The organism is Rhodococcus sp. Chr-9 (genome assembly GCF_000801125.1).
Taxonomy (GTDB): Bacteria; Actinomycetota; Actinomycetes; order Mycobacteriales; family Mycobacteriaceae; genus Rhodococcus; species Rhodococcus pyridinivorans.
Window position 1 is genome coordinate 793,132 of record NZ_JTIZ01000122.1, and the last position, 23,728, is coordinate 816,859.

Consider the following 23,728-nt stretch of genomic DNA (forward strand, 5'->3'; position numbering starts at 1 on the left):
GTGTGACTGGTGGGACGACTGGGTATCTGAGTTGGGTCGAACTAGCCAGTGTTCACGAAAGGACTGCACATGCTCGGACTCGGAATCCTCGGTTGGATCATCATCGGTGGTCTCGCCGGTTGGATCGGCAGCAAGATCATGGGCACCGACGCCCAGCAGGGCATTCTTCTCAACATCGTCGTCGGCGTCATCGGCGGCTTGATCGGTGGTTTCCTGCTGAAGGTCTTCGGGGTGGATGTCGAAGGCGGCGGACTGATCTTCAGCTTCCTGACCTGCCTCCTCGGCGCGGTCATCCTGCTGTTCCTCGTCAAGGCCGTCACCGGCCGAGGCGTGCGCCGCTGACCGCTCTGCATAAACGAGGTCCCGGATCCACACGGATCCGGGACCTCGTTCGTGTCGGGGGTCGGCTCGTCAGACCAGTTGATCGCGAAACCAACGTGGGTCGGGATTGGTATGCGACACGTCGCCGACGAACACCGTCGGCACCGTCTCGTTCCCGCCGTTGACTTCCCGGACCCGAGCGGCCGCAGCGGGATCCCGCCAGATGTTCACCCAGATCGCGCGACGCGCGCGAGTGCGCAGGGTGGCGCGCAACCGGATGCAGAACGTACACCCCGGGCGCCAGTACACCACCGGAACGCCGCGGGTTGCGGCGTCGCGACGGGCGGTCGCGTCGTCGACGTGATGGGGGAAGAACAGGGGAGAGGTGACCCACGCAAAGACGAGGAGCAGTACTGCCGTCACCACCGAGGTCACGTCGAATGCGCCAGTGAGCAGAACGACCGCCGCGACGGCCACCATCGCTGCGGAGAGGATCCAGGTTCGCCACACGCGTGCGAGCCTATCGCCCGGGCGGGAGGCAGAAGCCACTTCGTCCGCCGGCCTGCAGTCGCCTCGGAACGGGACGCGTCGCAGGCTCGAAGCTCCCCGTCACCCCGCCCGACCAGCCGGTCTGCCGCCGGGCAAGGTGGCGCGATAGCGTCTTCGGTCATGGTCGTCACCGAGAATTCACCTCCTGTATCCCCGCGGTTGGTCCGCTCGATGTTCATCCCTGCCGTAGGGGTGGCGCTCGTGCTGACTCTTCTCGCGGCGGCGACGGTACCGATGCGCGACCGCCTGTATCTGTCCGTCGCTCAGACCGTCGAGGGGTCCTTCCTCGGACCGCTCGCAGGTCTCGTCGCGGACAAGGGGCTGCTCGTCCTGGTCGCCTTCACCGGTGTGCTCGCGGCGTGGCTGTGGCGGAACGATCGACGCAGCTTCGGCACCCTCGCCGTCGGCGGTATCGGTGTCGTGGGTGCCTACCTGTCGAGTGAACTCGTCAAGCTCGTGGTGACGGAGCCGCGACCGTGTCGCGCACTCGGGATCGAGACGGTGCTGGAATGCCCCGAGGTGGGTGACTGGTCCTGGCCGTCGAACCACTCCGTCATCGCGGCGTCGTTCGCCACGGCGTGTGTCCTCGCGGCTCCGCGTCTGATCTGGCTGGTCGCTCCGCTCGCCGCGGTGCTCGCCTTCTCCCGGGTGACGGTGGGGGTGCACTACGTCCACGACGTGCTGTCGGGCATGGCGCTCGGCGTGTTGATGGTCGCGCTGGTCGTCGTGGTGCTTCTGCCGTTCGCGTCGCGGCTTCCGATCCTGTCGCGCGAGGCACCGGCCGCCCAGCCCATGGGATAGGTGAAACTGGATACGGCACACCGAATCCGGCTGTCGGCAGAGCGAATCTGCGGGCAGCCGGATTTTCTGTTCGCGGGCGGGCGTGGTTCGTTACCGAGGTCCCTCGATCGTTGCAGGTGGACCCGGTTGGGATACGACCTTCGGCACTACATCTACAGGCGCGCACGATCGACACTCGGGGGCAGGAGCTCGATGTCCGGAGAGTGTGATGATCCGCGAAGACACCCTGGCGGTGCGGTGGTGGCGTCTGCGGCCATGGAGCGCGAATCCGCTCCTGCGCGGAATCGACCGCGTCGAAGCTGTCGCGTTCATGCTCCTGGTGGGTCTGATGCTCCTGGTGGTGCCCGTTGCCGGTGTCGTCGGGACCGTGTCGTATGCGCAGTTCAGCGAACAGTCACATCAGCAGGTGGCCGAAGGACGGCAGGTACCGGCGTTCGTTCTCGACGACGATCCGGACGAAGCGTCGGTCCCCAACCCGTTGGCCGAGTCCTCGTCGTCGCCCGGTCCGGCACTCGCCCGGTGGGAGGTCGACGGCGTCGAGCACATCGGCCGCGTGGGACTCGAAGCCCGCGGGCGTGCAGGGGAGACGGTACGCATCTGGGTCGACGAGACCGGTGACTACATGCCGGTTCCCCGCACCGGAATCGAGAACGCGCTCGCGGCCCTCGGTGCGGCTCTGGCAATTCTCGTCCTCGGCACCGTGGCATGCGCGCTCACGCTGTTCGGCGTCCACGTCGAGATGAACCGGCAGAGACTGTCTCGGTGGGACCGTAAGTGGCAGGAAGCAGGACGACTCCCGGGGTGGCCGATCGGATGAACGTCGCGCAGCGCCCGTCGTGATGGTCATCGTTGTCGACCTCCGCGTTCGGGGTACTCGATGCGCATGAAGGATCGAGCCTGGGACCTCGCGTACGCCGCCGGCTGGTGGACGGTATGCGCGCTACCGGAAAAACCGGCGAGGCGCCTGTTCGAGATGGCTGCGGATCGAGCGGCCCGAAACGGCGGGCCGATCCAATTACGACGCAACCTCGCTCGGGTGTTGTCCACCACTCCCGCTCAGGTGCCCGACGAACTCGTGCGCGCGAGTCTACGTTCGTACGCGCGGTATTGGTGCGAAGCGTTCCGGTTGCCGTCGATGGATCCGCTACGGCTGGCCGAGACCATCGACTCCGCGGCCACCGGTCTCGAACACATCCACGAGGCCGTCGCGCGTGGGCGCGGCGCAGTGCTGGCGCTTCCGCACAGCGGGAACTGGGACCTGGCGGGAGTGTGGATCGTACAGCGGATCGGCACACCGACCGTCGTCGCCGAGCGGCTGCAACCGGAATCGTTGTTCCGCCGCTTCGTGCGGTTCCGGGAAGGCCTGGGTTTCGAGATCATCCCGCTCACCGGTGGCACAGTTCCACCGTTCGAACAGCTGATCGCCCGGATCCGGGAGGGACGGTTCGTCGGACTCCTCGGTGAGCGTGACCTGACCGGAGCGGGCGTGCCGGTAACCTTCTTCGGCGAACCGGCCTGCATGCCTGCCGGCCCGGCCAAGCTCGCGATCGATACGGGTGCGCCGCTGCTGCCGGTGCACTGCTGGTTCACTCCGGGCGGTTGGGGGTTCCACATCGACGCCCCGATCGATACCGCAGGCGGCGTAGAAGCCACGACCCAGTTACTGGCCGACCGGTTCGCCGCCGGTATCGCCGCGCATCCCGCCGACTGGCACATGCTGCAATCGGTGTGGACGGCCGACCGGCGGGACCGCACACAGACACCCGGCAGACAGTGACGACGTCGGTTTACGCGGCAGGCCTCGTGGACCGTCAGAAGAAGTCGGCAGAGGTGATCTCGGCGCGGAAGAACTCGCCGTCCGTGCCGGTACCCGTGTCCCAGCTCGCGCGGATCCGTGAGGCGATGGTCATGCCACCGAACCGGTGTTCGGCCTCGACCGCGACGATGAACGGATACCGGCCGAACTCGTGATTGTCGGGGTTGCCCCACCGCAGCATCCGCACCCCGCACAACGCCCCGTCCTCGGCGACATCCAGACGCACGGTTTCCTTGCGGCCGGCCACCGTCCAGGTCGCCGCGGCGACGAATTCGTCGCCGCGCCACCGTGCGAGGGGAAACGACGTCGGCACGAAGATGCTCTCCCCGGCCAGGCGGCCGGCCGCGCTGTCGCTGACATCAGGGCCGTCCGCGGACATCACCGGAATGATTCCCCCTATTCGCCAACACATCTCGCCACAACCGTCGGTGAAGCGGTCGTACCCCGACACTGATACCGGGCCGATCCGAGTGGTCGCAGCCCACACGAATCCCGACGTCGGGGCGAGGAGTTGGACAGCGGTGAACGGTCGCCAGGATCCGAGCCGGATCTGCCCGGACATCTCGAGTCGTGCGGCTGCGGCCATCGGCGTGCCCTCGGCCACCGCATGGTTGATCCAACGCCGCGCAGCAGGCGGCAGGGGTTCGGTCAGGGCCGGGACGAACCGGTCACCGGTGCCCCTGATCTCGGACAGAGCACGCCAGTGTGCGCCGACATGATGAGCGGCGCGCGGAATAATCGGTGCACGGCCCATGCGCACGAATCCTCCACCGGTCGATTCGGCCCTTCACGATGCTTCGCTCGGACTCGGTGCTTCATCGATGGGGTGGGCCGATACTCGCTGATTCGAGCAAATTATGCCTGGGCACCGTGTCCTTGCCGACGGAATCGTCGATCATCGCGTTATAGGTGACCCTGCCGAGTCGGTCGGCGGTGACGTCCCTGGGTACCCGGTCGCCGGGACGGAAGAGGTACACATGAGCGTAGCGAGTAGAGGACGGTGCCGACGCGGGGGTTCGGTTCGATGTTGACGGCCCTGTGGTACGGACTGGGGACCGCCGTGCCCTTGTTCCTCGGAGCTGCGATCGGCCTGCTCTACAATCTGCCCCGCCCGGTGCTCGCGGGGTTGATGGCCTTCGGCGCCGGTGCCATGGTGGCGGCGGTCTCCACAGAACTGTTCGCCCCGGCCTTCGCCGACCAGGGGTTGTGGGCGGCCGGCGGGGCCTTGATGCTGGGAACCGTCGTCTATGTCGTTGCCGATCGCGTGATCGAGAACATGCTCGGCCCTGCAGCCCTGGGTTGGGCGCTGATGCTCGGGGCCCTCCTCGACGGCGTTCCGGAGAATGCTGCGTTGGGGACCACTCTCGCATCCGGCAGCGGTGGAATCGTGTTGCTGGTGGCCGTGGCGGTTGGCAACATCCCCGAGGCGGTGGCGGGTGCGGCGTCGATGCGGTCGGCTCTGTCGCATCGCTCTGCTCTGCTCATCTGGGGCGTGACGGCCGTTCTGCTGGTGGCGGTGGTTGTGGTGGCCACTGCGTTCGCCGATTCTCTGCCGGAAGCGGGAATTCCGCTGATCCAGGCATTCGCCGGAGGCGCCACCATTGCGGTGATCGCCGACTCGTTGATGCCGGAAGCCTATCGAGAAGGCGGATGGTGGGTCGGTATCTGCACTTCGCTGGGATTCCTGGTCGCCTTCGCTCTCGGTGCATGAAAAGCCCACCCTCATCGGATCCGGCCGAAAGTTCGGACCCCCGATACTCTTCAGAACGGGTTTGCCGTTGACCCAACGAGATCCGCAACGGAATTGATGACGCGGGTCGGGCGGTAGGGGAACCGCTCGACGGACTCGCGGGTCGAAATGCCGGTCAGGACCAGCAGTGTCTGCAGACCGGCCTCGAGGCCGCAGACGATGTCGGTGTCCATGCGATCACCGATCATCAGCGTGTGTGCGGAGTGCGCACCGATCGCACGCAGGGCCGACCGCATCATCAGGGCGTTCGGCTTGCCCACGAAATACGGCTCACGGCCGGTCGCGCGGGTGATGAGCGCTGCGACTGCCCCGGTGGCAGGAAGCGAACCCTCTCGTGACGGGCCGGTCGGGTCCGGATTGGTCGCGATGAACCGGGCGCCGCGTTCGACCAGTCGGATCGCGGTGGTGATCGCCTCGAAGGAATACGTGCGTGTCTCACCGAGGACGACGTAGTCCGGGTCGCTGTCCGTGAGGACGTAGCCGATGTCGTGCAGCGCGGTGGTCAATCCGGATTCACCCACCACGTAAGCGCTGCCACCGGGACGTTGATTGGCGAGGAACGTCGCCGTCGCCAGCGCGGAGGTCCAGATCGATTTCTCGGGCACGTCGAGGCCGGAGCGCAGCAGGCGCGCCCGCAGATCTCGGGGTGTGCGGATGGAATTGTTGGTGAGCACCATGAACGGCGTACCGGTGTCGCGGAGCTCCGTCAGGAACGCGTCGGCACCGGGGATCAGGTGATCCTCGTGCACGAGAACACCATCCATGTCCATCAGGTAGTTCCAGACCGGCGCGGATGTGGGTTCTTCGCTCATTCTCCGAGTGTGTCACCTACTGTTCCGGTCGGCAGCCGATACAAGGCGATCACCCGCCGAGGTTCGCGACGGTCGAGCCGAGCACGCCCGCCTGTAGCTCCAGGTCGCTCTCGTCGTGGTCCCGATCCTGCGGTAGCTGCTTGCGGAGGTCTTCCCTGGTGACCACGAGGAACGCTCGGTTCTCATCCGTGAGCTCCTGACCTCCGACCACGCGGAAGCGTCCCTCCTCCAGAACGAGTGCGGGGTCATCGAGCGTCGAATCGAGGAGTTCTCGAAGGTCGATGGCGGTCAAGTTGGTGGGCACATGTCCTCCTGCACTTGCTGTTCTTTCGAACCTGTCGGTGTCTTCCGGAGGTACCCGGTGGAGCGGTGGCCGAACCCGGTGGTATTCGGTCGCCGGGGCGGGTCGGCCACATCCGTGCGGGAAGCGCATCCGGTGGCGAAGGCTCGCGTGGCGGAGTGCGCCGACTCGCGTTACGAAGTGTGAAGGGATCGGGTGCGTTCGGTCGCCTCTCGGCGAAAGGCGCAACACGGCTCCAGTCGAACGGGACTTCCGTGAAGGCAAAGGGTTGAGCCCGGGGGACACGAATATACACCCGATCCGCCCAGCACAACGCGACCAGATCCCCGTCTATTCCCCGCGGGAGGTAAGCGCGTGCGGAAGCTGATTGCGTGCGCGACAGGCTGTGACGAACGATACGCCGGTTGATGCTTCAACCGGCGTACGCTCGACACCACTCATGTACACAGACTTCGCCACACTCGGCGGAACTCTCATCTGGTTCGCCGCCCTCATCGCTCTCACCCACATCCTCGGCCACACCCTCTGACCTCCGACCCACGGTCGGCCACCCCATTCCTGAGGCGTCCGCCGAACGCCCAGAGGGTGCTCTTCACACTCCCGTGCCGGCAATCGCGGGTAGCGTGGGTGGTACGGGCATCTTGCCCGCCACTTTCTCGCCTTGACACGCGGCATCGTGAAACAGGCGGAAGAGGCTGCATTTCATGGCCGAATCGATCGAAATCTTGATCAAGGCCCTTGGAGATCTATGAAGACCGCCGAGCGGACGGCACGATCTCGGTGAAGCACTGCGTGCGGTGACCCCGGCCGCCGCGGTGACGATCGCCGGGGTCGAGTGCGCCGACATCGTCCTCATCGGCAAGGACACATTCGAATCCCACGGAGCGACCTCGTCGTTGTCCCGGGAACTCGGTCGGATCCAACGCGACGCCGGTGGTCCCTGCATCGACGCTGCCGGGGTCACGAGCGTGGTCTACAGCAGCGACCTCCGATCCGAGATGCGCTGGCCGCAGTTCACGGAAGAAGCCCTGATGGTCGGGGTCGGCAGCGTGTTGTCCTTCCAACTCCACACCCGCACCGACATTGCCGGTTCGCTGAACCTGTTCGCATCGAAACCGCAGGCCTTCGACGGTGCCGCGGTAGCGCTGGGCATCGCACTGGCGGCGCAGGCGGCCGCCGAGCTCACGGCTGCACGCGCGGAGCTGCATCTGCGCTCGGCGTTGGCCACCCGAGACACCATCTGCCAGGCCAAAGGTGTTCTGATCCAGCGCTGCGACGTCGACACCGCCCGCGCGTTCGTGATGCTGCGGACGCTGTCACAGGATCTCAACGTCGCCCTCGCCCGAGTTGCCGAGCGAATCGTCGAGGACCACACCGCTTCTCTGTGATCGTTTGTCGGATCACGGAACTTCGAGGTATACGGGCTCAGTCCAGACAGAACCCGTTGCCTTCGATGTCCTGCACGACGATGCAGGACTCGTCCACACCGTCGGCGTGCAGAACCTTCACTTGCGCAGCGCCGAGCGTCACCAGTCGGTCGGACTCCGCTTGCAGAGCAGACAGTCGCTCGTCGCTCTCCAAGCCTGTGCCGACGCGCACATCGAGATGCACCCGATTCTTCGCAGCCTTCGCTCGGGTCCGACGAAATCGAAGGTGACCTGTACCTGCCTGACCGACACCATGCGGGTACGCCCCGTGGCCGAGAGCGGACCCTCGGATCGGCGCACGACACTTCGATGAGCCCGCTACACCACCGATGCGCCCCATCCGAACGCAGCCACGGCCACGATCGCTACCGCCCACAGCGGCGCTGTCACTTCGAATCCTCCACGTGTCGTCGGTTGGTAGAAGACCGCCCGCAGGCTGCGTAACCGTGCGTTCCATTACAGGCGCGCAACAGAGTTGCAACAGTCTTCTCCGATACTCGAGAAACGAACAGACACCCTGTTCGCCCGGGAGGATGCTGGATCATCCGAGTTACACGGCTGCACTCCATCTCGTTGCGCGATTCTCCACGCCCCCGGGGGGTAGATCATGAACACCGGCAGCTGCTCGCGCGACGTTCCACCTCGGCGTGACGCCGCCGTACGAACCGATCGCCTCAGGGAGACGGAATGGCAGTCGTAGAACCATCGAAGAGTTCGAGGACCCGCAAGCACCACGACGGCGCCGACTTCCACGCCGAGAAGAGCGAATACCTCGAAAAACGTTCACTTCGTAAAGGAACCGCAGGGTGGGTGCTCCTTGCGGGACTCGGTGTCAGTTATGTCATCTCCGGTGACTACGCCGGATGGAACAACGGACTCGCCGAAGGCGGATTCGGCGGTCTGCTCATCGCCGGCGTGGTCATCGCGGGCATGTATTTCGCGATGGTGCTCGGGATGGCGGAATTGTCGTCGGCCCTTCCGGCCGCAGGCGGCGGATACACCTTCGCCCGCCGCGCGCTCGGCCCCTGGGGCGGATTCGCCACCGGTACGGCCATTCTCATCGAGTATGCGATCGCACCGGCGGCCATCGCGACGTTCATCGGCAGCTATGTCGAATCGTTGAACATCTTCGGGATCACCGACGGATGGTGGATCTACCTCGCTGTCTACGCCATTTTCATCGGCATCCACCTCACCGGTGCGGGCGAAGCGCTCAAGGCGATGTTCGTCATCACCGCCATCGCACTTGTCGGACTCGTGATCTTCGCAGTCTCTGCGGTGGGACTGTTCGAGTCCGACAATCTCACGGACATCGCGCCGACCGATGCCGTCGGCGCCTCGGGCTTCCTGCCGTTCGGTTACTTCGGTATCTGGGCCGCGGTCCCGTTCGCGATCTGGTTCTTCCTGGCGATCGAGGGCGTTCCTCTCGCTGCGGAGGAAGCTCGTGAGCCGGAGAAGAACGTGCCGCGCGGCATCATCTCCAGCATGCTGGTGCTCTTGCTGACCGGAGCGACCGTGCTGTTCCTGGCGACCGGTGCGTTGGGCGCCGAGGGGTTGTCGACCTCGGGCAACCCGCTCGTCGAGGCGCTGGGTGACGGGACAGCGGCGAAGGTCGTCAACTACATCGGGCTCGCCGGGTTGATCGCCAGCTTCTTCTCCATCATGTACGCGTACTCGCGGCAGACTTTCGCGCTGTCCCGGGCCGGCTACCTGCCGACGAGCCTGTCGGTGACGAATTCCCGCAAGGCACCCATGCTCGCGTTGATCGTTCCTGGCGTGATCGGTTTCGTCCTGTCGCTGACCGGTGAGGGCGCGATGCTCCTCAACATGGCGGTCTTCGGTGCCGCCGTGAGTTATGTACTCATGATGGTCAGCCACATCGTGCTGCGCGTCCGCGAGCCCGGGATGCGGCGTCCGTACCGCACACCCGGTGGAATCGTCACGACATCGTTCGCGCTGGTGATCGCTGCGGCCGCTGTGGTGGCCACCTTCCTCGTCGATCCTGTTGCGGCTCTGTGGACGTTCGCCGCGTTCGCTGCATGCATGGCTTACTTCGGTCTCTACAGCCGCCACCACCTCGTCGCGAACTCCCCGGACGAGGAGTTCGCGGCCCTCGCGAAGGCGGAGGAAGAGCTGGGGTGACGACCTGCGGCCGATTGCGCGGCCGTCCGCTCACACCGCGCGGACCGAGGTGGGTTCGTAGAGCATGACGGAACCCGTCGGCGCTCCACGGCAGGTCAATCGGCACGGGGGAGTGCGGTGGGCCTGCAGTTCGACGTCGACACGCTCCGGGTGCGGTGCACGACCGGCGAGCCGGACCCGCCAGCGATCACCCTCGCGCACACTCTCGGCGATCACGTAACCGCTGCGCCCGGCCGGACCGAAGCGTCGGAGCGTGGCGGCGAGCGCGGCCTGCTGAGGCGGAGACATATCGGTGTAGCCGCGTAGATGGTGGTGGTGGATCCGGTCGAAGAAGTGTTCCTCGATCGTGAGGACGGACGATTCGGCGTCGAGACCGCCGTAGTAGACACCGTCGGGTACGACGACGACGTTGGCGGCGAACCGGTCTCCGCCTACGTGCGAGCATTCCCAGACCTGATCGGGCCAGCGCTCGGCCAGAGCGCGCGCGACCGGCCGTCCACGCACGGCGCAGCACGGATCGTGGTGACCGTGAGCGCAGACCAAGAGGACGGAGGGGCCACCGGGGTCGCCGGGAGTCTCGAGGGCGGTGACGATCTGTGTCAGATCCTCCTCGCGATCCCACGTTCCCCATTGCTGACGCACCGTGCCCGAGGTCTCGCGGCGGAGCACCGCCCACTGGTCGTGTCCTCCGCGGCGACGACGGCCCGGGCGCTTGACCAGCAGTATGCGTGCGCGAGCCGCCTGCGCGGCGGAGAACACGGCCGTCTTGGTCGCGGCGTCGAGATCGAGCCCCTCGAACCCGTTCACCGGCCATCTGCCCCGATATTCGACGAGGATCCAAACGAATCCGCGTGGGGCCGTGCCGGCCATCGGATCACCCCGCTGTCGGGCACTGTCTGCGCAGAAGAAGCGTTCGGCTGAGGCCACAGTGCACCGTCACTGTTCCGCGGGGACGAGGATCCCTGCGCGCAACAGCCGTTCGACCAGGTCGGTCCCGAGGGTTTTCGTCGGGTGGGATCCGCCGTCGAGCAGGCGCGTGACAGACGGCATTTCATCGTCCGCCACGGTGACGCGGCCGACGCGCGTGACCAGGTGTGAACCTTCCAGACGCGCATACAGCGCGCTGCGGAGCTTCACCGTGGTGTCGGGGCCGAGATCGTGGACGGCGGCGAATTGGGCGAGCGGCCCCAGCGGTGCCGGACGCGCCTGCTCCCGCCGGGCACGATGGAACAGGGAGGTGACGTCCGCGTTGGCAATTGCGGCGATGAGATGCTCACGGACAGCGGTGACCTCATCATTCGGGTCGTCGATGCCCATGGGCAGTGCGCCGCGCATCCCGGGATCGTCGCCGAGCGCAGCGAGTGCTGCTCGGGTCAGATGTTCGGCGAGTGCGTGGCGCGTCCACGTATGGATGCCGACGGTGAGGTGGATCGAGATCTCCCCTCGGGCCTCGGCGGCATGGATCCAGCCTCGCGGCAGATAGAGGCAGTCGCCGGGTTCGAGCACCGTGTCGATGCACGCCGGCTCTGTCGCGGCTCGGGCGACAGCGGGGCGATGATCGGTCCAGGGTTGATTGCGTAGCGGCGCCGGGTGGACGGGCTCGTGGATCACCCACCTCTTCGTTCCCTCGATCTGCACGACGAAGACGTCGTGGACGTCGTAGTGGTGGCTGAACCCCTGGTTCCGAGGTGGAGTGATGTACGCGTTGACCTGGACGGGATGTCCGAGTTCGTCGCTCAGAGCGGTGCCGAACTGCGAGATCGGTTCCCATGTGCGGTGCAGTGCCTGCAGGACGAGGGTGGCACCGTCGGCGAGGTTACGCCAGAGCATCGTGTCGTCGAGTTGGTCGGAGATGGTCGCTCCGACACCGCCGGGGGAGGTGAACGACGAGTCCGGCAGTGTCGTCCCGTCCTTGGCGACGCGAAGAAAGGGCGTGCGAAGTCCTCGGCGTGAGATGAGTTCGTCGACCGCCTCGACGGAGAAAAGATCGGCGAATGTGCCGGCGCGACGCGTCAGCAGTGGTGCCCGCCCCCAGATCTCGGACGCGAACTTCTCCCGACCGATGTCGATCAGGCGGGTTTCCAGGACTCCGGCGTCCGTTTCGACGCCGGAGTCCTGGGTGCGGTGCGAGGAGTCCTCACCCTCAGCTGCCTCCGTCGGCTCCGCCATCGGCTCCTCCGTCAGCCCCGCCGTCGGCGCCCTCATCGGCTCCGCCGTCGCCACCGCTGTCGGCGCCCCCGTCGGAACCCCCGTCAGCTCCGCCATCGTGAACGCCCGGGACGCCGGCTGCACCGCCGTCCGCCGGGCCCTCCTCACCTTCGTCCTTGTTCGGATCCTGCTGTGGGTCGGTCATGATTCCTCCCGAGGTCAAAAGGCTTGGGAGCAGCGGTGTTACCGGCTCCCGGAGCCTGCAGCGGTGTATTGTTCGGCCGTTGTCAGCTTATCCCGGCGTATCGGCGGCCACGTCGATTCCGGGATCATCGAACCGTTGTCCCAGACGTTGTAGCCCGCGCACTCGCAGGTGCGGCGCTGCGAAGAAGAAAAGTCGACGCGTTGCTCGCCGATAATCGGGTACAGGAGAGTATGGCTGACGAGAATCCCGACGCGTCCGAGTTCGACCCGCAGAACCCTGATCCCGCGAACACTCCTGGTCTCGAACCCGGAGGCGGGGTGTCGCCCGGAGATACTCCGCCCGCCGAGACTGCTGTGGGCGGTCCGCAACACGAACCGCCGCAGCGCCGCAGTGCCGGGGCCCTCATCGCCATCGCGATCGTGGTGATCGTGGTCCTGGTGGTGGCCGTCGGTCTGATCATCCGAGCAGTCGGGCTGTTCTGAGCGCGCGACGAAACGAAGGTGAAGAGGTAGTGGAAAAGCGAACTGCCTCCCGGTAGTAGAGAGGGGCGTGGACCGGTCGCATCACGCCACGAAGGCGATAGCACGCCGCCGTATCAGTCGACTCGATGCGACGGCGGGTTCGATCGGTCCTCGAGAACGCCATGACGATCATGTCGGTCAGCGTCGTGACAAGACCCTCATGGTCGTCCGAGAGCGAAGTGATCGCCCCGGCGTCGGAGTCCCTGCTCATCTGCGCTGCCAGTTGACCGTCGAGATCGGTGACCAGCGACATCCACCGAGCGTCGAGCTTGTCGTCGTAGTTGACTGCCTGCAGACCGGCGATCAACAACAGGCCACGCAAGGTGCTCGGCTGGCGAACCCCGGCCGAGGTCTTCGCCGAGCAGCTACGCTCCCTGCAGTAGCCCGGTGTTGCATCGACCGGTTGAACTCGCCCAGTATACGGCTCTTCGGTTCGAGGAAACCTTGTTCCTGCAAGGGATTCGGCCGTCGATAGGGTCGGTGGCCGATGCCTACGATAATGCCCTCGCAGAGTCGACGATCGGGCTCTACAAGGCCGAGTGCATCGCTGACGATTCCCCGTTCCGCAAGGGCCCGCTGCGCACTGTCAGTGACGTCGAGGAAGCCACCTCGGCGTGGGTGCACTGGTACAACACCGGCCGGCTCATGCACCGCCTTGGGCGGATCCCACCGGCCGAGTATGGAGCCAAGTACTACGCTGAACACCGTGCCGATCAACCGGTCGCACACAAATGACAATGTGTGCATGAGACCCGGGATGGTTCAGTATCAGGGTTACGTAGACGCTGATGACCATGCCGTGGGTAGCGCTTTTCACCGTCCGATCGACAGATCCGACCGTCGATGCCCAGTAGATTGCGGGTGCCGCTGCGACGCTCGGATACCCTCACCGACCGTCCCGACTTCGCTCTGGTTGGGGTGCTGCGGGTCCCGGAGGAACAGACCAGCCCGGGCCGGGCGATCGTGCGCCGCATCGGTTACGCCCTGGCCGCGCTGACCGCGGCGGTGATCGTGGTGTATCCGGGTCGGGACGGCTACCGCGACGTACAGGACAACCCCGTTGCCGCTGTTGGATTGCGTCTACTACGCCACCGTGTCGCTGTCGACCACCGGCTACGGCGACATCACTCCGCTCACCCCGCAGGCGCGGCTGGTAAACATCCTGGTCATCACGCCGCTGCGAGCGTTCTTCCTCATCGCGGCAGGGTCTGGTGACCGTACAGGGCTCGGCCACCAAGTCGGATGTGTTGCACTTGGCCGGGGCCATGTGCTGCGCCAGTCTGGTGCCGATACGGTCGTGGTGTCCGCTGAGACGGGCGGGCCGGTTGCTGGGCCTGGCCCCTGCCACTCCCACGGTGATGGAGATGATCGAGGACCTGTTGACTCCCTAGGATGGGTTCGCCGTCTCTGAACGCGGTGTGGAGCCGCACGACCTCGGCCTTTCGCCGCGGGAGCTGCCCGTCATCGTGCTCGGGGTCGTCCGTTACGGACGGCTGATCCGGGTGGGTTCTCCCGAGCTCGGCGTCATCGTCGCTGATGACAGATTGCTGTATCTGCGCTTGGTGGCGAATTGACCCCGCCCGGACCAGATCCTGCGGCAACCGCAATGGGAACTTCGATGACGATGCACTGTGCGGTGATGAGACGGGAATCTGGGACCCCGCCGTCCGGCGATCAGGGGCTGAACCGGGTCGACCATAGAGTCGACTGCGCGGCGCGCATCGCCGCGCGGCCGAACCACGAGCTGATCGTTACCTATCGTGCCGGTGACGCGATGGCTTCACTTGCAGATCGGATCGGGACTACCCGGTGCATGCGCTGAAGGGTTTCGTCCCGGTGCGAGGCAATTACAACGGTGCCCGGGTAGTTGGCAAGAACACCGGAGATCGCGTGTTCGGTCTCGGGATCGAGGCTGGCAGTGACTTCGTCGACGAGAAGGATCCGCGGCCGACGAACAAGCGCTCGGGCAAGGACAAGGCGCGCCTGCTGCCCACCGGAGAGAGTGATCCCTCCCTGCCCGATCTCGCTGTCGAGACCGGCCCACCCGTCCGCTTCGACGCGTTCGAGTATCCGGAGAAGTTCGTCATCCGAAACCGGGCCTGCCCCGCGGAGCAGGTTGTCTCGCACGGTGCCATGGAACAGTGTGGTCTCCTGATCCACCAGCGCGACGCTCTGCCGGAGCGCAAAATCGTCAACGTCCTGGAGCGGAACGCGCTCGCCGTGATCGTCGAACAGCTCGATCGTTCCTGACAGGGGTTCCCAGAGCCGTGCGGCCAGCGCGATGATCGTGCTTTTGCCCGCTCCCGAAGCCCCGGTGAGACCGACGTGTTCTCCCGGTTGCACTTCGACAGACCAGCCACATACCGCCATGGCACGGTCATCGTAGGTAAACGACAGGTTCTGGATTCGCAGTCCGAGCGGCCCGTCGGGGATCGCGCGCGGGCAGGGCGGCTCGGAAACAACCGGCTCGCGCCGGAGGACGTCGTGGACGCGTCCGGCGCTGGCCGTGAGGGGATGGAGCTGCGTGAGCGTGGTCGCAGCGTCAGAGACCGCCGAGACACCGGCGAGGGTGAGAGCGACCATCGAGGGGAGCAGCGCAAGCTGCAAGTTTCCGGTCGCGGCGCCGCCCAGCGCTCCGGTCGCATAAGCACCGACAAGGACGACACCGATGATGGTCGTGGTGACGAGCGCTTCGCGGAGTCCGGTAACGAATTGTGTCAGCTTTCCCTGGTGCCGGGTGACGTCGGTAGCCCGCTCCGTCGTGTTAAGGGTGTCAGCGACAACCTTGCTTTCCAGTTCGTAGGAGAGGACTTCTCGGAGCGATCCGAGTGCATCGACGATCTGCGTCGAAAGGTCCGCGCGCAGTCGCTGCTCCGCATCACCCAGCTGCTGGATCCGGTGTCGCGCGACCAGTGCGGTGGCCGCGATGAGTACAGCTCCGGCCAGCATGATCCACGCGGCGGACGGCAGGAAGATGAACGCCGTGGCGAATGAAGAGATGAACACCGTGAGTGATGTGGCGATTTGGGCGAGTGTGTGTGCGTAGAAGAACTCGAGCTTTTCGATGTCGTCCATCGCGACCGCGGCCGCGCGGCCCGAGTGTTCACGACGGCGTCCGGGCACGCTGCGTGCGTACGAGTCGAACAGCGCCATGCGCAGCCGAGCCAGCACCCGGTAGGCAACGGCATGCGAGACGTTCATCTCCTGCCAGGTCAGAACAGCGCGGACCAGCACCAGAACGGTTACAGCAACCCACCACGTCGCGCCGGGGACGGTGCGTTCGACGACCGTATGTCCGATACCCCAGGCGGTGAGAACGCCCAGCGCAGCAAGGACGAGGGCGCTGGCTGTGCCGGTGAGATAGCTGACGAGCATGCCGCGGTATTCGGGGCGCAGTGCGGGAAGTAGCGCGCGGAACGCATGGAGGGAGCTGCGGATGCTCAAACGAGTTTCCTTTCCAGCCGGCCGTGCTCGAGCCGGAACTGCTCGTTGACACCGGACAGGCTTTCGGGCCGGTGCGTGATCATCACGACGATCCGATCTGCCGCAGCATGTCGGAGCGTTTCCATTACCTCAGCGGCGCGTGCGGGATCGAGCGCACTGGTGGGCTCGTCGACGAGGAGCACCGGACGCCGTGTCAGCAGGGCGCGTGCGAGCGCGAGACGCTGCCGCTGACCGCCGGACAGGCTCAGGCCGGCTTCGGCGACGCGGCTGTCGAAACCGTACGGTAAGGCCAGAATCTCGTCGAGGATGCCCGCTGCCCGGCACGCGTCCACAAGGTCGGCGTCCGTCGTTTCGCCTGTGACGGTGAGATTGTCGCGGATCGTTCCGGTGAACAGGACGGGGCGTTGCGACACGACGGCGATGTCTCCGGCGCGCAGGGACTCGCCGTCGAGTTCGACTGTGCCCGACTCGGGTGTCAGGAAGCCGAGGAGCACGTCGAACAACGTCGATTTGCCGGCCCCGGACGGACCGATGATCGCCGTGAGTGCGCCCCGATGTGCCGTCATATCCAAACTCTCCAACACCGTGGTGTCGGAGCCTGGGTAGCGGTATCGCAGTCCTCGAGCTTGCAGGCACTGTATGTTCCTGCCGGACCTTCCGTGTTCGACGACACACGTACCCGAACCGTTGTCGGGCGAATCGAACGCGCCCAAGCGGTGCAGGCCGGGCACCGCGGTCAGCCCCAGGAACCCGGCGTGCCAGTAGCGGGACAGGTCACGGATCGGGCGGAACGCTTCCGAGGACAGCAGAAGAATCAGGTAGACCTCGAACGCCGGGGGTTGCCCGGTCGCGGCGTGGACGATCGCCGTCATGACCGCGGCGACGGTACCTGCCTGGATCGCGAAATCCGTTACGCCGTTCTCTGCCAGGGACACTCGCATCACCCGTTCGGTTGCCGTGCGCAGCGCCTCCGATCGCTCGTGCATCCGCTGCCGGGTGCTGGGCACGTCGCCGAGTGCACGCAATGTCGCCATGCCTCGAAGCGACTCGAGCAGGTCCGCGCTCAGTGCTTCATAGGAGTCCCAATGCTCGAGGCCCCGGCGCGACATCATCGTCTTCCACGCAAGCGGTCCTGCCAGAGCCATGACCACGGCGACCGCGACCCATAAACCCGCCCAGGGGTTCAGTACCGCGAGAGCAACGACGATGCACGGGCATGCTATGAGGATCAGAGCAACGGCAGGGATGTACTTCGAGACGTACGTGTCCGTCCCATCGATGCCGTCGCTGAGCGCGACGCGAATGGAGCCGTCGCGGGTTCCCGCATCGTGCAACCGTTCTGCGGTCAACGCCGACCGGATTGCTCGATGCCGCAATTCTCGACGAACCAGGCCTCCGAGACGCGCCGAGACCGAATCTTGCGCCACCATCAGCAGCACTCGCGCAACTGCGAGCCCTGTGACAGATGCCAGCGCGATGATCACCGTAGGGCCGGTGCCCTGGAGCGTCGCGGTCAGTGCCCACGCGATCGCGACCGCTTGGCCGACATAACTGGCGAACACCAGCAGAGCAAGCAGCACGCTCCCGGCGAGCAATCCGGGGAAGTGCCTCGCTTCACGCCACAGCTCGCGGACGATCATCATTCGGCCTTTTCCTCCTTATTCTCGACGCCGTCGAGCATTGCCACTGCGTGCATCGTCCAGCTCTCTGCCGCAGCAGGGATTCCGGAGACAGGCCGGCATCTCACTTTCTGGGACAGCGCGGCGTCGTAGCACAGCCGGGCGGCGGCGCGATGGGCATGCCAGAGGGCGTCGTAGATGGTCTCGGCTGAGGCACTCGGGATGATCTTCCATGTCTCGATGCGGTCGGCATGGGCAATCCAGGCCTGGCCTGCGAGTTCGGCGAGGTGTGCGGCGTTGGTGTCGCGGACCGGATTTCGTACGAAGTCGGCAAGTTTCGGTGAGCGTCGCCGCGCAAGCGCATGTCTCCGCTGTGAGGCGATGTCCCAGTTGCTGGGCAGTTCGATGGAGACGAGCGGAATCTCGGGTACGAGGCCCCGAGAGAGCCAGGCGGACGTCTCGGTAGCAGGTGGCACGCCGAGTTGTGCACGGATCTCCGGCCCTGGGCCGAAGACGGTGGGGAAGTCCGTGTCGAGAAGAAAGCGCACCGCCTCCAGCGCATATGCGGCATCGGCGATCCACAGCGGCCACGCGCGGTGCCGGTATCGGCCGAAGCTACGGCCTGGCTGCACACTGAACACCAACCGCGAGCCTGGGGAAGGGCTGCGCGGTAGTTCCCAGCCCGCCGCGGTTTCCCTGGCGTTGTCTCTGCGAAGAAGCTGTCCTTTGTCGTGGTCGTACGCATAGTGGCCTGGATCGAGGCCGTCGGTTCCATCCCCGCCGACAATCACGTGAGTATGCACCGCGTATGTCGCGCCGGCTGACGGGATGGGCCGGCGCGCGATACTTGTGACGCTGCCGTCGTCGCGGAGGTGCCAGTCGCCCGGGTACCACAAGGCGCAGAGCAGCTCTTCGATTCGTCCTTCTGTGGGAACACATGGAGTACCGAATCGGCGCCACGGGTTCATCCGCGGTCCTGGGGGGAGGGGGGCTCCGGGGGTGTGTGCCGTCAATGACATCGCCAGCGTCGGCGGGAGGCCGATGCTGCTACCGGGTTCGTTCGGTGCGGATGGGTGCGCTGGTCGATTCGAGGTGGTCATCGCGGGCCTACATGTGCGGAGGGGGTAGGAGTGAGAAGTCGTTGACGTTGTCTTCCCAGGTCGAGCGCCAGCCGCGATTCTGCGCGGCTGCTCGGAATCTGGGAATGCCGAAGTAGGCGAATGCGGCCGGGGCGTTCGGGACGAGACCGGTGATGAAGGTACGAACGACGCGTAGAGGTGTACGCCGGATGTCAGCGGTGGTCACGTCTCGCGTGAAGATCTGATGCCCGTGCGAGGCGAGCCGTTCGTAGATATCCGCCATCGTGGCCGTCGGCATTTCGTCGATGGCCCGAATCCCGAGTGCGGGGGCTGTGAAGCGTCGAGCGTGGCGGCGGGCCCTCGGATCGAGCCAGACCTGTACGTGAGCGCCGAGGTCGACGACATGCTCGAACTGTTCCCCGACATCGTCGAGGTAGCGCGCGTCGCTGCGGAAGTCCAGGTAGAGGCCGCGAGCCATGAGCCCCTGTTCGACTGCACGGAACACCCAGCCGTCGGCTGTGGTGCAACCTTGGGTGTAGACCCAGGTATGCACGGCTTCGAGGACGGCCTTGCGTGCGGCCCGGTCCGGATCGAGTGCAGCGGAGAACCCGGCGGCGTAGATCCCTCGTTTCGTGTCGCGGAGGAGAGCGGCGACAGCGGGAGCGAACTCGGAAGGCATGGCGACGAGTGACACCTCGAAGTTGCCCCCGGTGAGATCGTCACGCAGGCCAGGAACACTGTCCGGGTCGATGCCGTATGTCGGCCCGTCGAGGTGCCACCAGACTTCCAGTGCGTCGCGTTCGATGACTTCGAGAACACCTCGGTCCCGGGCATCGTCGGCGCCTTGACCGGTAGCGATCCCTGCATAGTTCAGGTGATGCGTTCGCGGCAGGTGTCGGAATCTCGACTGCCGCCAGTTCAGGTAGATCAATGACGCCGGGATCCAGGCGTGTTCACCGTCCGTGCGTTGACACCGGGTCCACAGCGTGGGAGTGGTTTCCGTCAACGGTGCGTAGGGAAATCGCGATCGCTGGTACTGCCACGACGCAAATGTGGGGAGGTCGTCGAGTGGAAGTGGGGCGTTGTCGTCGGACAGCAGGTCTGCGTATGTAGCGATTCTGAACTGTTCGGTAGGGAGCTCGGCGGGAAGCCAGTTGCCGCAGTACCGTTCGACGCCCTCGGCGATCGCGGCGATCCGCGCAATGTCCGGGTCGTCGAATGACGTGCCGAGCGAGACGCGATCGGCGGGCCATTCCCCGAGCTGGCGAGCATCCGCTACCGACGCGGTCAGTCCCAGGTAGGCGGTGGGGGCGCCGTCGGGGTGTGGAACGGCGCGTACGGATCGGATGACACCGCACTCTGCGTCGACCAGTGACTCGACCGGCAGTGTAGGGAGCTCGTGGACGGTGAGGTCGCTGCTGTGTGAATTCTTGCCGCTGTCTCGGGGGTTCATGGGCGGTCCTTTCTGCTCATGCTGCCGTTCTGCTCTGCTGCCAGCTGCCGCTGTCCGGATCGAAAGCAGAAACGTAACGAGCGGGCTCGAGCCGGCCGAGCCGTGCAGCGAAGGGTGTGTGGGTGCGGAGCCAGCCGTCGATGATGCCCCCGATGCCTCCGCTGTTGTCGAGTTGTTCGCGCGTGTGGGGGTCAGTGAGGTCTGCGGCGAGACGATGCCCCCACGGGCCGGTCACGAGATGACTGTCGCTCGGCCAGGAAGCGGCCAGGCGGCGGGCATCGGCGTCGAAGAAGTCGTGTGCTCCGGTGACGACGAGCAATGGTGAGATCAGTTCTGCGTAGCGGGTGCGCACGCTGAGGTGCGTCGCAGTCCAGAGACGTTCCCAGCGCTCGAACACGGCTGCCGGCCAGGACCATTCGCGGGCGGCTGAGATCACGCCGATTTGTTCGGTTCGGCGAACGCGGGTGGCGAGCTCGTCAGGGGGCAGCGGCTTCCGCGATCGTGGGCCGATGCCGTGCTCGTGCCACCACGCGATGCGATGTTCGATCTGAGGGGCACCGTCGGGATTCCATGCCGTCTCTGCCAATCCCAGTGCCGGCACCAGCACGATGATCCCGTCGGGGGCTGAGTGCTCGTGCCGCATCGCGCCGTACGCGCCTTCGAGTGCTGCATGTGCAGCGTACGAGGCCCCGAATGCGATGAGCGGTAGACCCGGGAAGTGCGCGCGGAGCTGCGCGATGACCTCGGCGCCGTCGATGGTCTCATGCTGATACGGATCCCATTCGCCGGACGAAAGATACCGTCCGCGTACGTCCTGGATCAGGCAGTGGTATCCGCGGCCTGCCCAGGATCGGCCGGTCTCGGTGTGACGCCGGGCGTCGTACGGGGTGCGGAGCAGGACGATCCCGGCGGCGTCGTCGATCTCCCACAACAGGCCGCCGAGGCGGATGTCGTCCGAGGTCGTCATGGTGTGTAACCGGGGGAGTGGTGGCGGGGTCATGCCGTGGCCTGCGGTTGGTCGGGGAGGTACGGCGGTTCGTATCCGAGGATCGGATGTTCGGTCGTCCTGCCTGTGGCGGGGACGAGTTTCCAGAGTGTGTGGCGGTGGTGTGTCAGCGTCGGCGCTTGTTGCGCCCATGCAAGCGCGACGGTGAGGACTTTGCTCACTGTCATGGCGCGGGCGTAGGTGTCGGGCACCGTGGTGGCACCGGGTGCGTTGTGGATCCACTCGGTCATCGCAGTGGGTGTGAGGCTGGCGGCGATACGTCGCCGTAGCACGTGGTCGGCCGTTGCGTCGCCCGCAGCGAGTGTCAATGGGTCCACGAAACACACGTCGCCTTCTCGGTATGTGCGGAGCCAGGCGACGGACGGGCGACGTTGTGCGTCCAGCAGGCCCCAATGTTGGCGCTCGTTCGGCGAGTCCGCGTATGAGATCACCAGGCTCGGATCGTCGGCGCAGGTTTCGTCGCGGAGAATCGGATCTCTCGAGAGTTCTTGGGTGGTGGCGAAACGCGACGGTGTGGCTCCCCACGTGCGGAGCGCGTCGGCGGTGTCGTCGGCGATCGGTCCCGTTCCGGTAAGGATGACTGCACGTCGCGCTTCGGGCCAGCGTGCCTGCATGTCGGCGGTGTCGCGTTCGGCGACTTCCTCGTTCAGGCGCTGCACGTAGGTGCAGGCAGTCTCGGTCGCTGACGCCGGATCTTGCAGTGCGGGAAGAAGATCGGTCGGCGGGTTCTGGATCTGCAGGAGCGTGCCCGCGGTGGTGCGGAGCGTGACTGTGTTGTCCCTGGAGGCGATCAGATGGCCTGGAGCGCCAGGGAGCGCAACAACGGAAGAATTGGAGGACATCGGCAGCCTTTCGAACGAGCCCGGTCGAGCAGCCCCGGTGGCTGCTCGACCGGGCGTGTGCAGTGTGTGCTGCGAAGGTCAGTCGAACGGGTTCTCGACGAGTGCGTTCGAGTGCGTGGCCGACAGGTGGGCCAGCTGCTCGGTCTCTTCGATCTCGGCGAGGATCTGCTTGTCCATGGGACTTCTCCTTCGTGTGTTCTGTCGGCCGCACCGGATGGGGTGGCCGTGTCCGCGAGGCGAACGACCGGAGCATAATTGAAAACGATTGTCAGAATCAATAGCATGTGGACGCATGAGACCTTCGCAGCTCGTGCTCGTCGATTACCGCGCCGATCGCGTGTACGGCATCAGCGATACGACAGCGACGCTCCACGGGCCCGGGCGCGGGCACGCAGCGGAGCACGCAGGGGTTCTTTCCCTGGGGGGAACATCGGGAGGGCACGCCTTCGCCGATGATCTGCGCGGCGAACTCATTGTGGTGCGACAGGGCGTCGCAGCGACGGTTCCGGTCGCAACGCCTGTGGAACACATCGCAAGTGACCCGAGCGGACGATACGTAGTGGCAACTACAGGCTTCGGTGCCAATTCCGAGCCGTGGAGTGACGTCGTGACAGTCGTCGACCTCGATACGAATACATCCAGGCGGTTCCGCTCACGCATCGGCGAACCCGGCGCGGGCCTCGTCCGCGATCGAGCGACCGGTGAACCGTTCATCGTCCTCCGGCATCGCTCGCCAGGGGCGATTGAGGCGCTCGCGCTCGCGGCAGCGCTCAGGGTCGGTCCCCACGTTCCCGTCCTGCGCGGAGCGATGACCGAGGTCGCGGACGACGGGCATGGCGATGTCGCAGATGCGCGGACCGGAATCTTCGCCACCGCGACGAGCCGAGGTCTCGAGCGCTTCGCGGTGGAAGCGGGCGTTCCTGTGCCACTGGGGATCGTACCGTGGCCGGTACCCGGTCGTGCGTTCTACCTGCGCATGGACTCCGACGCAGGAAAAGCCCTAGGTGTTGTGCGCGGGGGCCCGGCGAACCCGACTGCATGGGCGGAATGGACGAACCACCTCGTCGAGATCGATCTCACCACCGGCCGAACCGCTCACGCATCACTGCCCCCGGGACTTGCCTTTCGCTTCGCGCTGGCACGCAACCGCGCTGCAGTCGCAACGATCCATCCGGACGGCGACCAACTTACGATCTTCGAACGGCAGAGACCGCAGCTACGCATTCACCGGCAGCTGTCACTGCCCGACATGAGTGCCCCTCCGACACCGGGACGCCTGCCCTGGGATCCGGTCGGTGACGCACCGGCGCAACGCAGGGCCGTCGCCCTTGCCCCCGCCGGTGACACTGTTGCCGTCACACGCGGCGGGGACGGCGAACTCCACCTGATCGCCGACCGATCGTTCGAGACCGTCACTGTTCCCACCCCCGTGGACGAGGGGGGCTTGCTGTTCTGGCCGGGAGGCCCTCACGACGGAATGGGCCGCTGAGTC

The 23,728-nt window shown here is 65.8% G+C and carries 25 protein-coding genes and 2 pseudogenes; 11 read left to right on the forward strand and 16 right to left on the reverse strand.

The annotated features are described in order from the left end of the window. Nucleotides 1-69: 69 nt before the first annotated feature. Nucleotides 70-342 carry a GlsB/YeaQ/YmgE family stress response membrane protein gene (locus QR64_RS22855; RefSeq protein ID WP_019289453.1) on the forward strand — a complete coding sequence of 91 codons (273 nt, stop codon included), beginning with the start codon at nucleotides 70-72 and terminating at the stop codon, nucleotides 340-342. Between the two features lie 69 nt (nucleotides 343-411). On the opposite strand, the gene QR64_RS22860 is transcribed toward QR64_RS22855, so the two are convergent. Continuing rightward, the gene (locus tag QR64_RS22860; RefSeq protein WP_006552091.1) at nucleotides 412-831 is read right to left on the reverse strand and encodes a glutaredoxin domain-containing protein; all 420 of its coding nucleotides are present in this window, start codon (nucleotides 829-831) and stop codon (nucleotides 412-414) included. A 159-nt stretch (nucleotides 832-990) separates the two neighbouring features. Here QR64_RS22860 and QR64_RS22865 point away from each other — a divergent pair, with 159 nt between their 5' ends. The 3 genes from QR64_RS22865 to QR64_RS22875 all read left to right on the forward strand — a co-directional run bounded on the left by QR64_RS22865 (nucleotide 991) and on the right by QR64_RS22875 (nucleotide 3,448). Continuing rightward, complete coding sequence (locus QR64_RS22865; RefSeq protein WP_230810883.1) at nucleotides 991-1,671, forward strand: phosphatase PAP2 family protein; 681 nt, start codon at nucleotides 991-993, stop codon at nucleotides 1,669-1,671. 208 nt (nucleotides 1,672-1,879) lie between these two features. Continuing rightward, the gene (locus tag QR64_RS22870) at nucleotides 1,880-2,488 is read left to right on the forward strand and encodes a hypothetical protein (protein ID WP_039587323.1); all 609 of its coding nucleotides are present in this window, start codon (nucleotides 1,880-1,882) and stop codon (nucleotides 2,486-2,488) included. Between the two features lie 60 nt (nucleotides 2,489-2,548). Next, the gene (locus tag QR64_RS22875) at nucleotides 2,549-3,448 is read left to right on the forward strand and encodes a phosphatidylinositol mannoside acyltransferase (RefSeq protein ID WP_033098185.1); all 900 of its coding nucleotides are present in this window, start codon (nucleotides 2,549-2,551) and stop codon (nucleotides 3,446-3,448) included. Between the two features lie 34 nt (nucleotides 3,449-3,482). Here QR64_RS22875 and QR64_RS22880 read toward each other — a convergent pair whose 3' ends face one another. Then, complete coding sequence (locus QR64_RS22880) at nucleotides 3,483-4,241, reverse strand: DUF6920 family protein (protein ID WP_235367288.1); 759 nt, start codon at nucleotides 4,239-4,241, stop codon at nucleotides 3,483-3,485. A 270-nt stretch (nucleotides 4,242-4,511) separates the two neighbouring features. Between QR64_RS22880 and QR64_RS22885 the strand changes: the two genes are divergently transcribed. Further along, entirely contained in the window at nucleotides 4,512-5,198 is a 687-nt protein-coding gene (locus QR64_RS22885; RefSeq protein WP_033098221.1) for a ZIP family metal transporter, read from the forward strand. A gap of 50 nt (nucleotides 5,199-5,248) precedes the next feature. On the opposite strand, the gene QR64_RS22890 is transcribed toward QR64_RS22885, so the two are convergent. Beyond that, nucleotides 5,249-6,049, reverse strand: coding sequence for an HAD-IIA family hydrolase (locus QR64_RS22890; RefSeq protein WP_006552097.1), 801 nt, complete (start codon nucleotides 6,047-6,049; stop codon nucleotides 5,249-5,251). A gap of 49 nt (nucleotides 6,050-6,098) precedes the next feature. Then, nucleotides 6,099-6,353: a hypothetical protein gene (locus QR64_RS22895; RefSeq protein WP_039587326.1), complete on the reverse strand. Its 255-nt coding sequence runs from the start codon at nucleotides 6,351-6,353 to the stop codon at nucleotides 6,099-6,101. 794 nt (nucleotides 6,354-7,147) lie between these two features. Here QR64_RS22895 and QR64_RS22900 point away from each other — a divergent pair. After that, entirely contained in the window at nucleotides 7,148-7,738 is a 591-nt protein-coding gene (locus tag QR64_RS22900) for an ANTAR domain-containing protein (RefSeq protein ID WP_235367290.1), read from the forward strand. Nucleotides 7,739-7,775: 37 nt separating this feature from the next. Here QR64_RS22900 and QR64_RS28620 read toward each other — a convergent pair whose 3' ends face one another. Continuing rightward, a complete protein-coding gene (locus tag QR64_RS28620; protein WP_306672622.1) occupies nucleotides 7,776-8,234 on the reverse strand; it encodes a VOC family protein in 459 nt (152 codons plus the stop codon). Nucleotides 8,235-8,464: 230 nt separating this feature from the next. Here QR64_RS28620 and eat point away from each other — a divergent pair, with 230 nt between their 5' ends. Beyond that, on the forward strand, nucleotides 8,465-9,919 hold the full coding sequence (gene eat, locus QR64_RS22910; protein WP_039587328.1) for an ethanolamine permease: 1,455 nt from the start codon (nucleotides 8,465-8,467) through the stop codon (nucleotides 9,917-9,919). A 30-nt stretch (nucleotides 9,920-9,949) separates the two neighbouring features. Here eat and QR64_RS22915 read toward each other — a convergent pair whose 3' ends face one another. The 3 genes from QR64_RS22915 to QR64_RS26950 all read right to left on the reverse strand — a co-directional run bounded on the left by QR64_RS22915 (nucleotide 9,950) and on the right by QR64_RS26950 (nucleotide 12,272). After that, on the reverse strand, nucleotides 9,950-10,726 hold the full coding sequence (locus tag QR64_RS22915; RefSeq protein WP_230810875.1) for a sucrase ferredoxin: 777 nt from the start codon (nucleotides 10,724-10,726) through the stop codon (nucleotides 9,950-9,952). Nucleotides 10,727-10,855: 129 nt separating this feature from the next. Beyond that, nucleotides 10,856-12,088, reverse strand: a complete 1,233-nt coding sequence (locus QR64_RS22920; RefSeq protein ID WP_200886528.1) for a cupin domain-containing protein — start codon at nucleotides 12,086-12,088, stop codon at nucleotides 10,856-10,858. After that, nucleotides 12,063-12,272, reverse strand: coding sequence for a hypothetical protein (locus tag QR64_RS26950; RefSeq protein WP_039587332.1), 210 nt, complete (start codon nucleotides 12,270-12,272; stop codon nucleotides 12,063-12,065). Before QR64_RS26950 ends, QR64_RS22920 begins: the two co-directional genes overlap by 26 nt. A 230-nt stretch (nucleotides 12,273-12,502) precedes the next feature. On the opposite strand from QR64_RS26950, the gene QR64_RS22930 reads away from it, so the two are divergent. Then, on the forward strand, nucleotides 12,503-12,754 hold the full coding sequence (locus tag QR64_RS22930; RefSeq protein WP_019289476.1) for a DUF6480 family protein: 252 nt from the start codon (nucleotides 12,503-12,505) through the stop codon (nucleotides 12,752-12,754). Here the strand turns inward: QR64_RS22930 and QR64_RS26680 are convergent. Further along, the gene (locus QR64_RS26680) at nucleotides 12,729-13,103 is read right to left on the reverse strand and encodes a hypothetical protein (RefSeq protein ID WP_162483973.1); all 375 of its coding nucleotides are present in this window, start codon (nucleotides 13,101-13,103) and stop codon (nucleotides 12,729-12,731) included. The two genes, QR64_RS22930 and QR64_RS26680, sit on opposite strands and share 26 nt — an antisense overlap. A 101-nt stretch (nucleotides 13,104-13,204) precedes the next feature. On the opposite strand from QR64_RS26680, the pseudogene QR64_RS22940 reads away from it, so the two are divergent. Both QR64_RS22940 and QR64_RS22945 read left to right on the forward strand, forming a co-directional pair. Next, nucleotides 13,205-13,528, forward strand: a pseudogene (locus tag QR64_RS22940) (integrase core domain-containing protein); the annotation flags it as partial. Nucleotides 13,529-13,636: 108 nt separating this feature from the next. Continuing rightward, nucleotides 13,637-14,367, forward strand: a pseudogene (locus QR64_RS22945) (potassium channel family protein). A gap of 181 nt (nucleotides 14,368-14,548) precedes the next feature. Here the strand turns inward: QR64_RS22945 and QR64_RS22950 are convergent. The 7 genes from QR64_RS22950 to amiA form a co-directional block, all read right to left on the reverse strand. After that, nucleotides 14,549-16,237 (reverse strand): ABC transporter ATP-binding protein, encoded by a 1,689-nt coding sequence (locus tag QR64_RS22950; RefSeq protein WP_039587336.1) that lies wholly within the window; start codon nucleotides 16,235-16,237, stop codon nucleotides 14,549-14,551. Further along, nucleotides 16,234-17,880 carry an ABC transporter ATP-binding protein/permease gene (locus tag QR64_RS22955; RefSeq protein ID WP_039587338.1) on the reverse strand — a complete coding sequence of 549 codons (1,647 nt, stop codon included), beginning with the start codon at nucleotides 17,878-17,880 and terminating at the stop codon, nucleotides 16,234-16,236. Before QR64_RS22955 ends, QR64_RS22950 begins: the two co-directional genes overlap by 4 nt. Further along, nucleotides 17,877-18,824, reverse strand: a complete 948-nt coding sequence (locus tag QR64_RS26685) for a hypothetical protein (protein WP_152640992.1) — start codon at nucleotides 18,822-18,824, stop codon at nucleotides 17,877-17,879. The genes QR64_RS22955 and QR64_RS26685 overlap by 4 nt, the downstream gene beginning before the upstream one ends. Nucleotides 18,825-18,963: 139 nt before the next feature. After that, nucleotides 18,964-20,388, reverse strand: a complete 1,425-nt coding sequence (locus tag QR64_RS22965) for a YcaO-like family protein (protein ID WP_039587341.1) — start codon at nucleotides 20,386-20,388, stop codon at nucleotides 18,964-18,966. A gap of 16 nt (nucleotides 20,389-20,404) precedes the next feature. Beyond that, on the reverse strand, nucleotides 20,405-21,355 hold the full coding sequence (locus QR64_RS22970; RefSeq protein WP_019289483.1) for a CocE/NonD family hydrolase: 951 nt from the start codon (nucleotides 21,353-21,355) through the stop codon (nucleotides 20,405-20,407). 29 nt (nucleotides 21,356-21,384) lie between these two features. Next, a complete protein-coding gene (locus QR64_RS22975; protein ID WP_039587342.1) occupies nucleotides 21,385-22,236 on the reverse strand; it encodes a hypothetical protein in 852 nt (283 codons plus the stop codon). A 78-nt stretch (nucleotides 22,237-22,314) separates the two neighbouring features. Beyond that, nucleotides 22,315-22,413, reverse strand: coding sequence for a streptamidine family RiPP (gene amiA / locus QR64_RS28625; RefSeq protein ID WP_016691944.1), 99 nt, complete (start codon nucleotides 22,411-22,413; stop codon nucleotides 22,315-22,317). 133 nt (nucleotides 22,414-22,546) lie between these two features. Here amiA and QR64_RS22980 point away from each other — a divergent pair, with 133 nt between their 5' ends. After that, the gene (locus tag QR64_RS22980) at nucleotides 22,547-23,725 is read left to right on the forward strand and encodes a hypothetical protein (protein ID WP_235367291.1); all 1,179 of its coding nucleotides are present in this window, start codon (nucleotides 22,547-22,549) and stop codon (nucleotides 23,723-23,725) included. Nucleotides 23,726-23,728 lie beyond the last annotated feature (3 nt).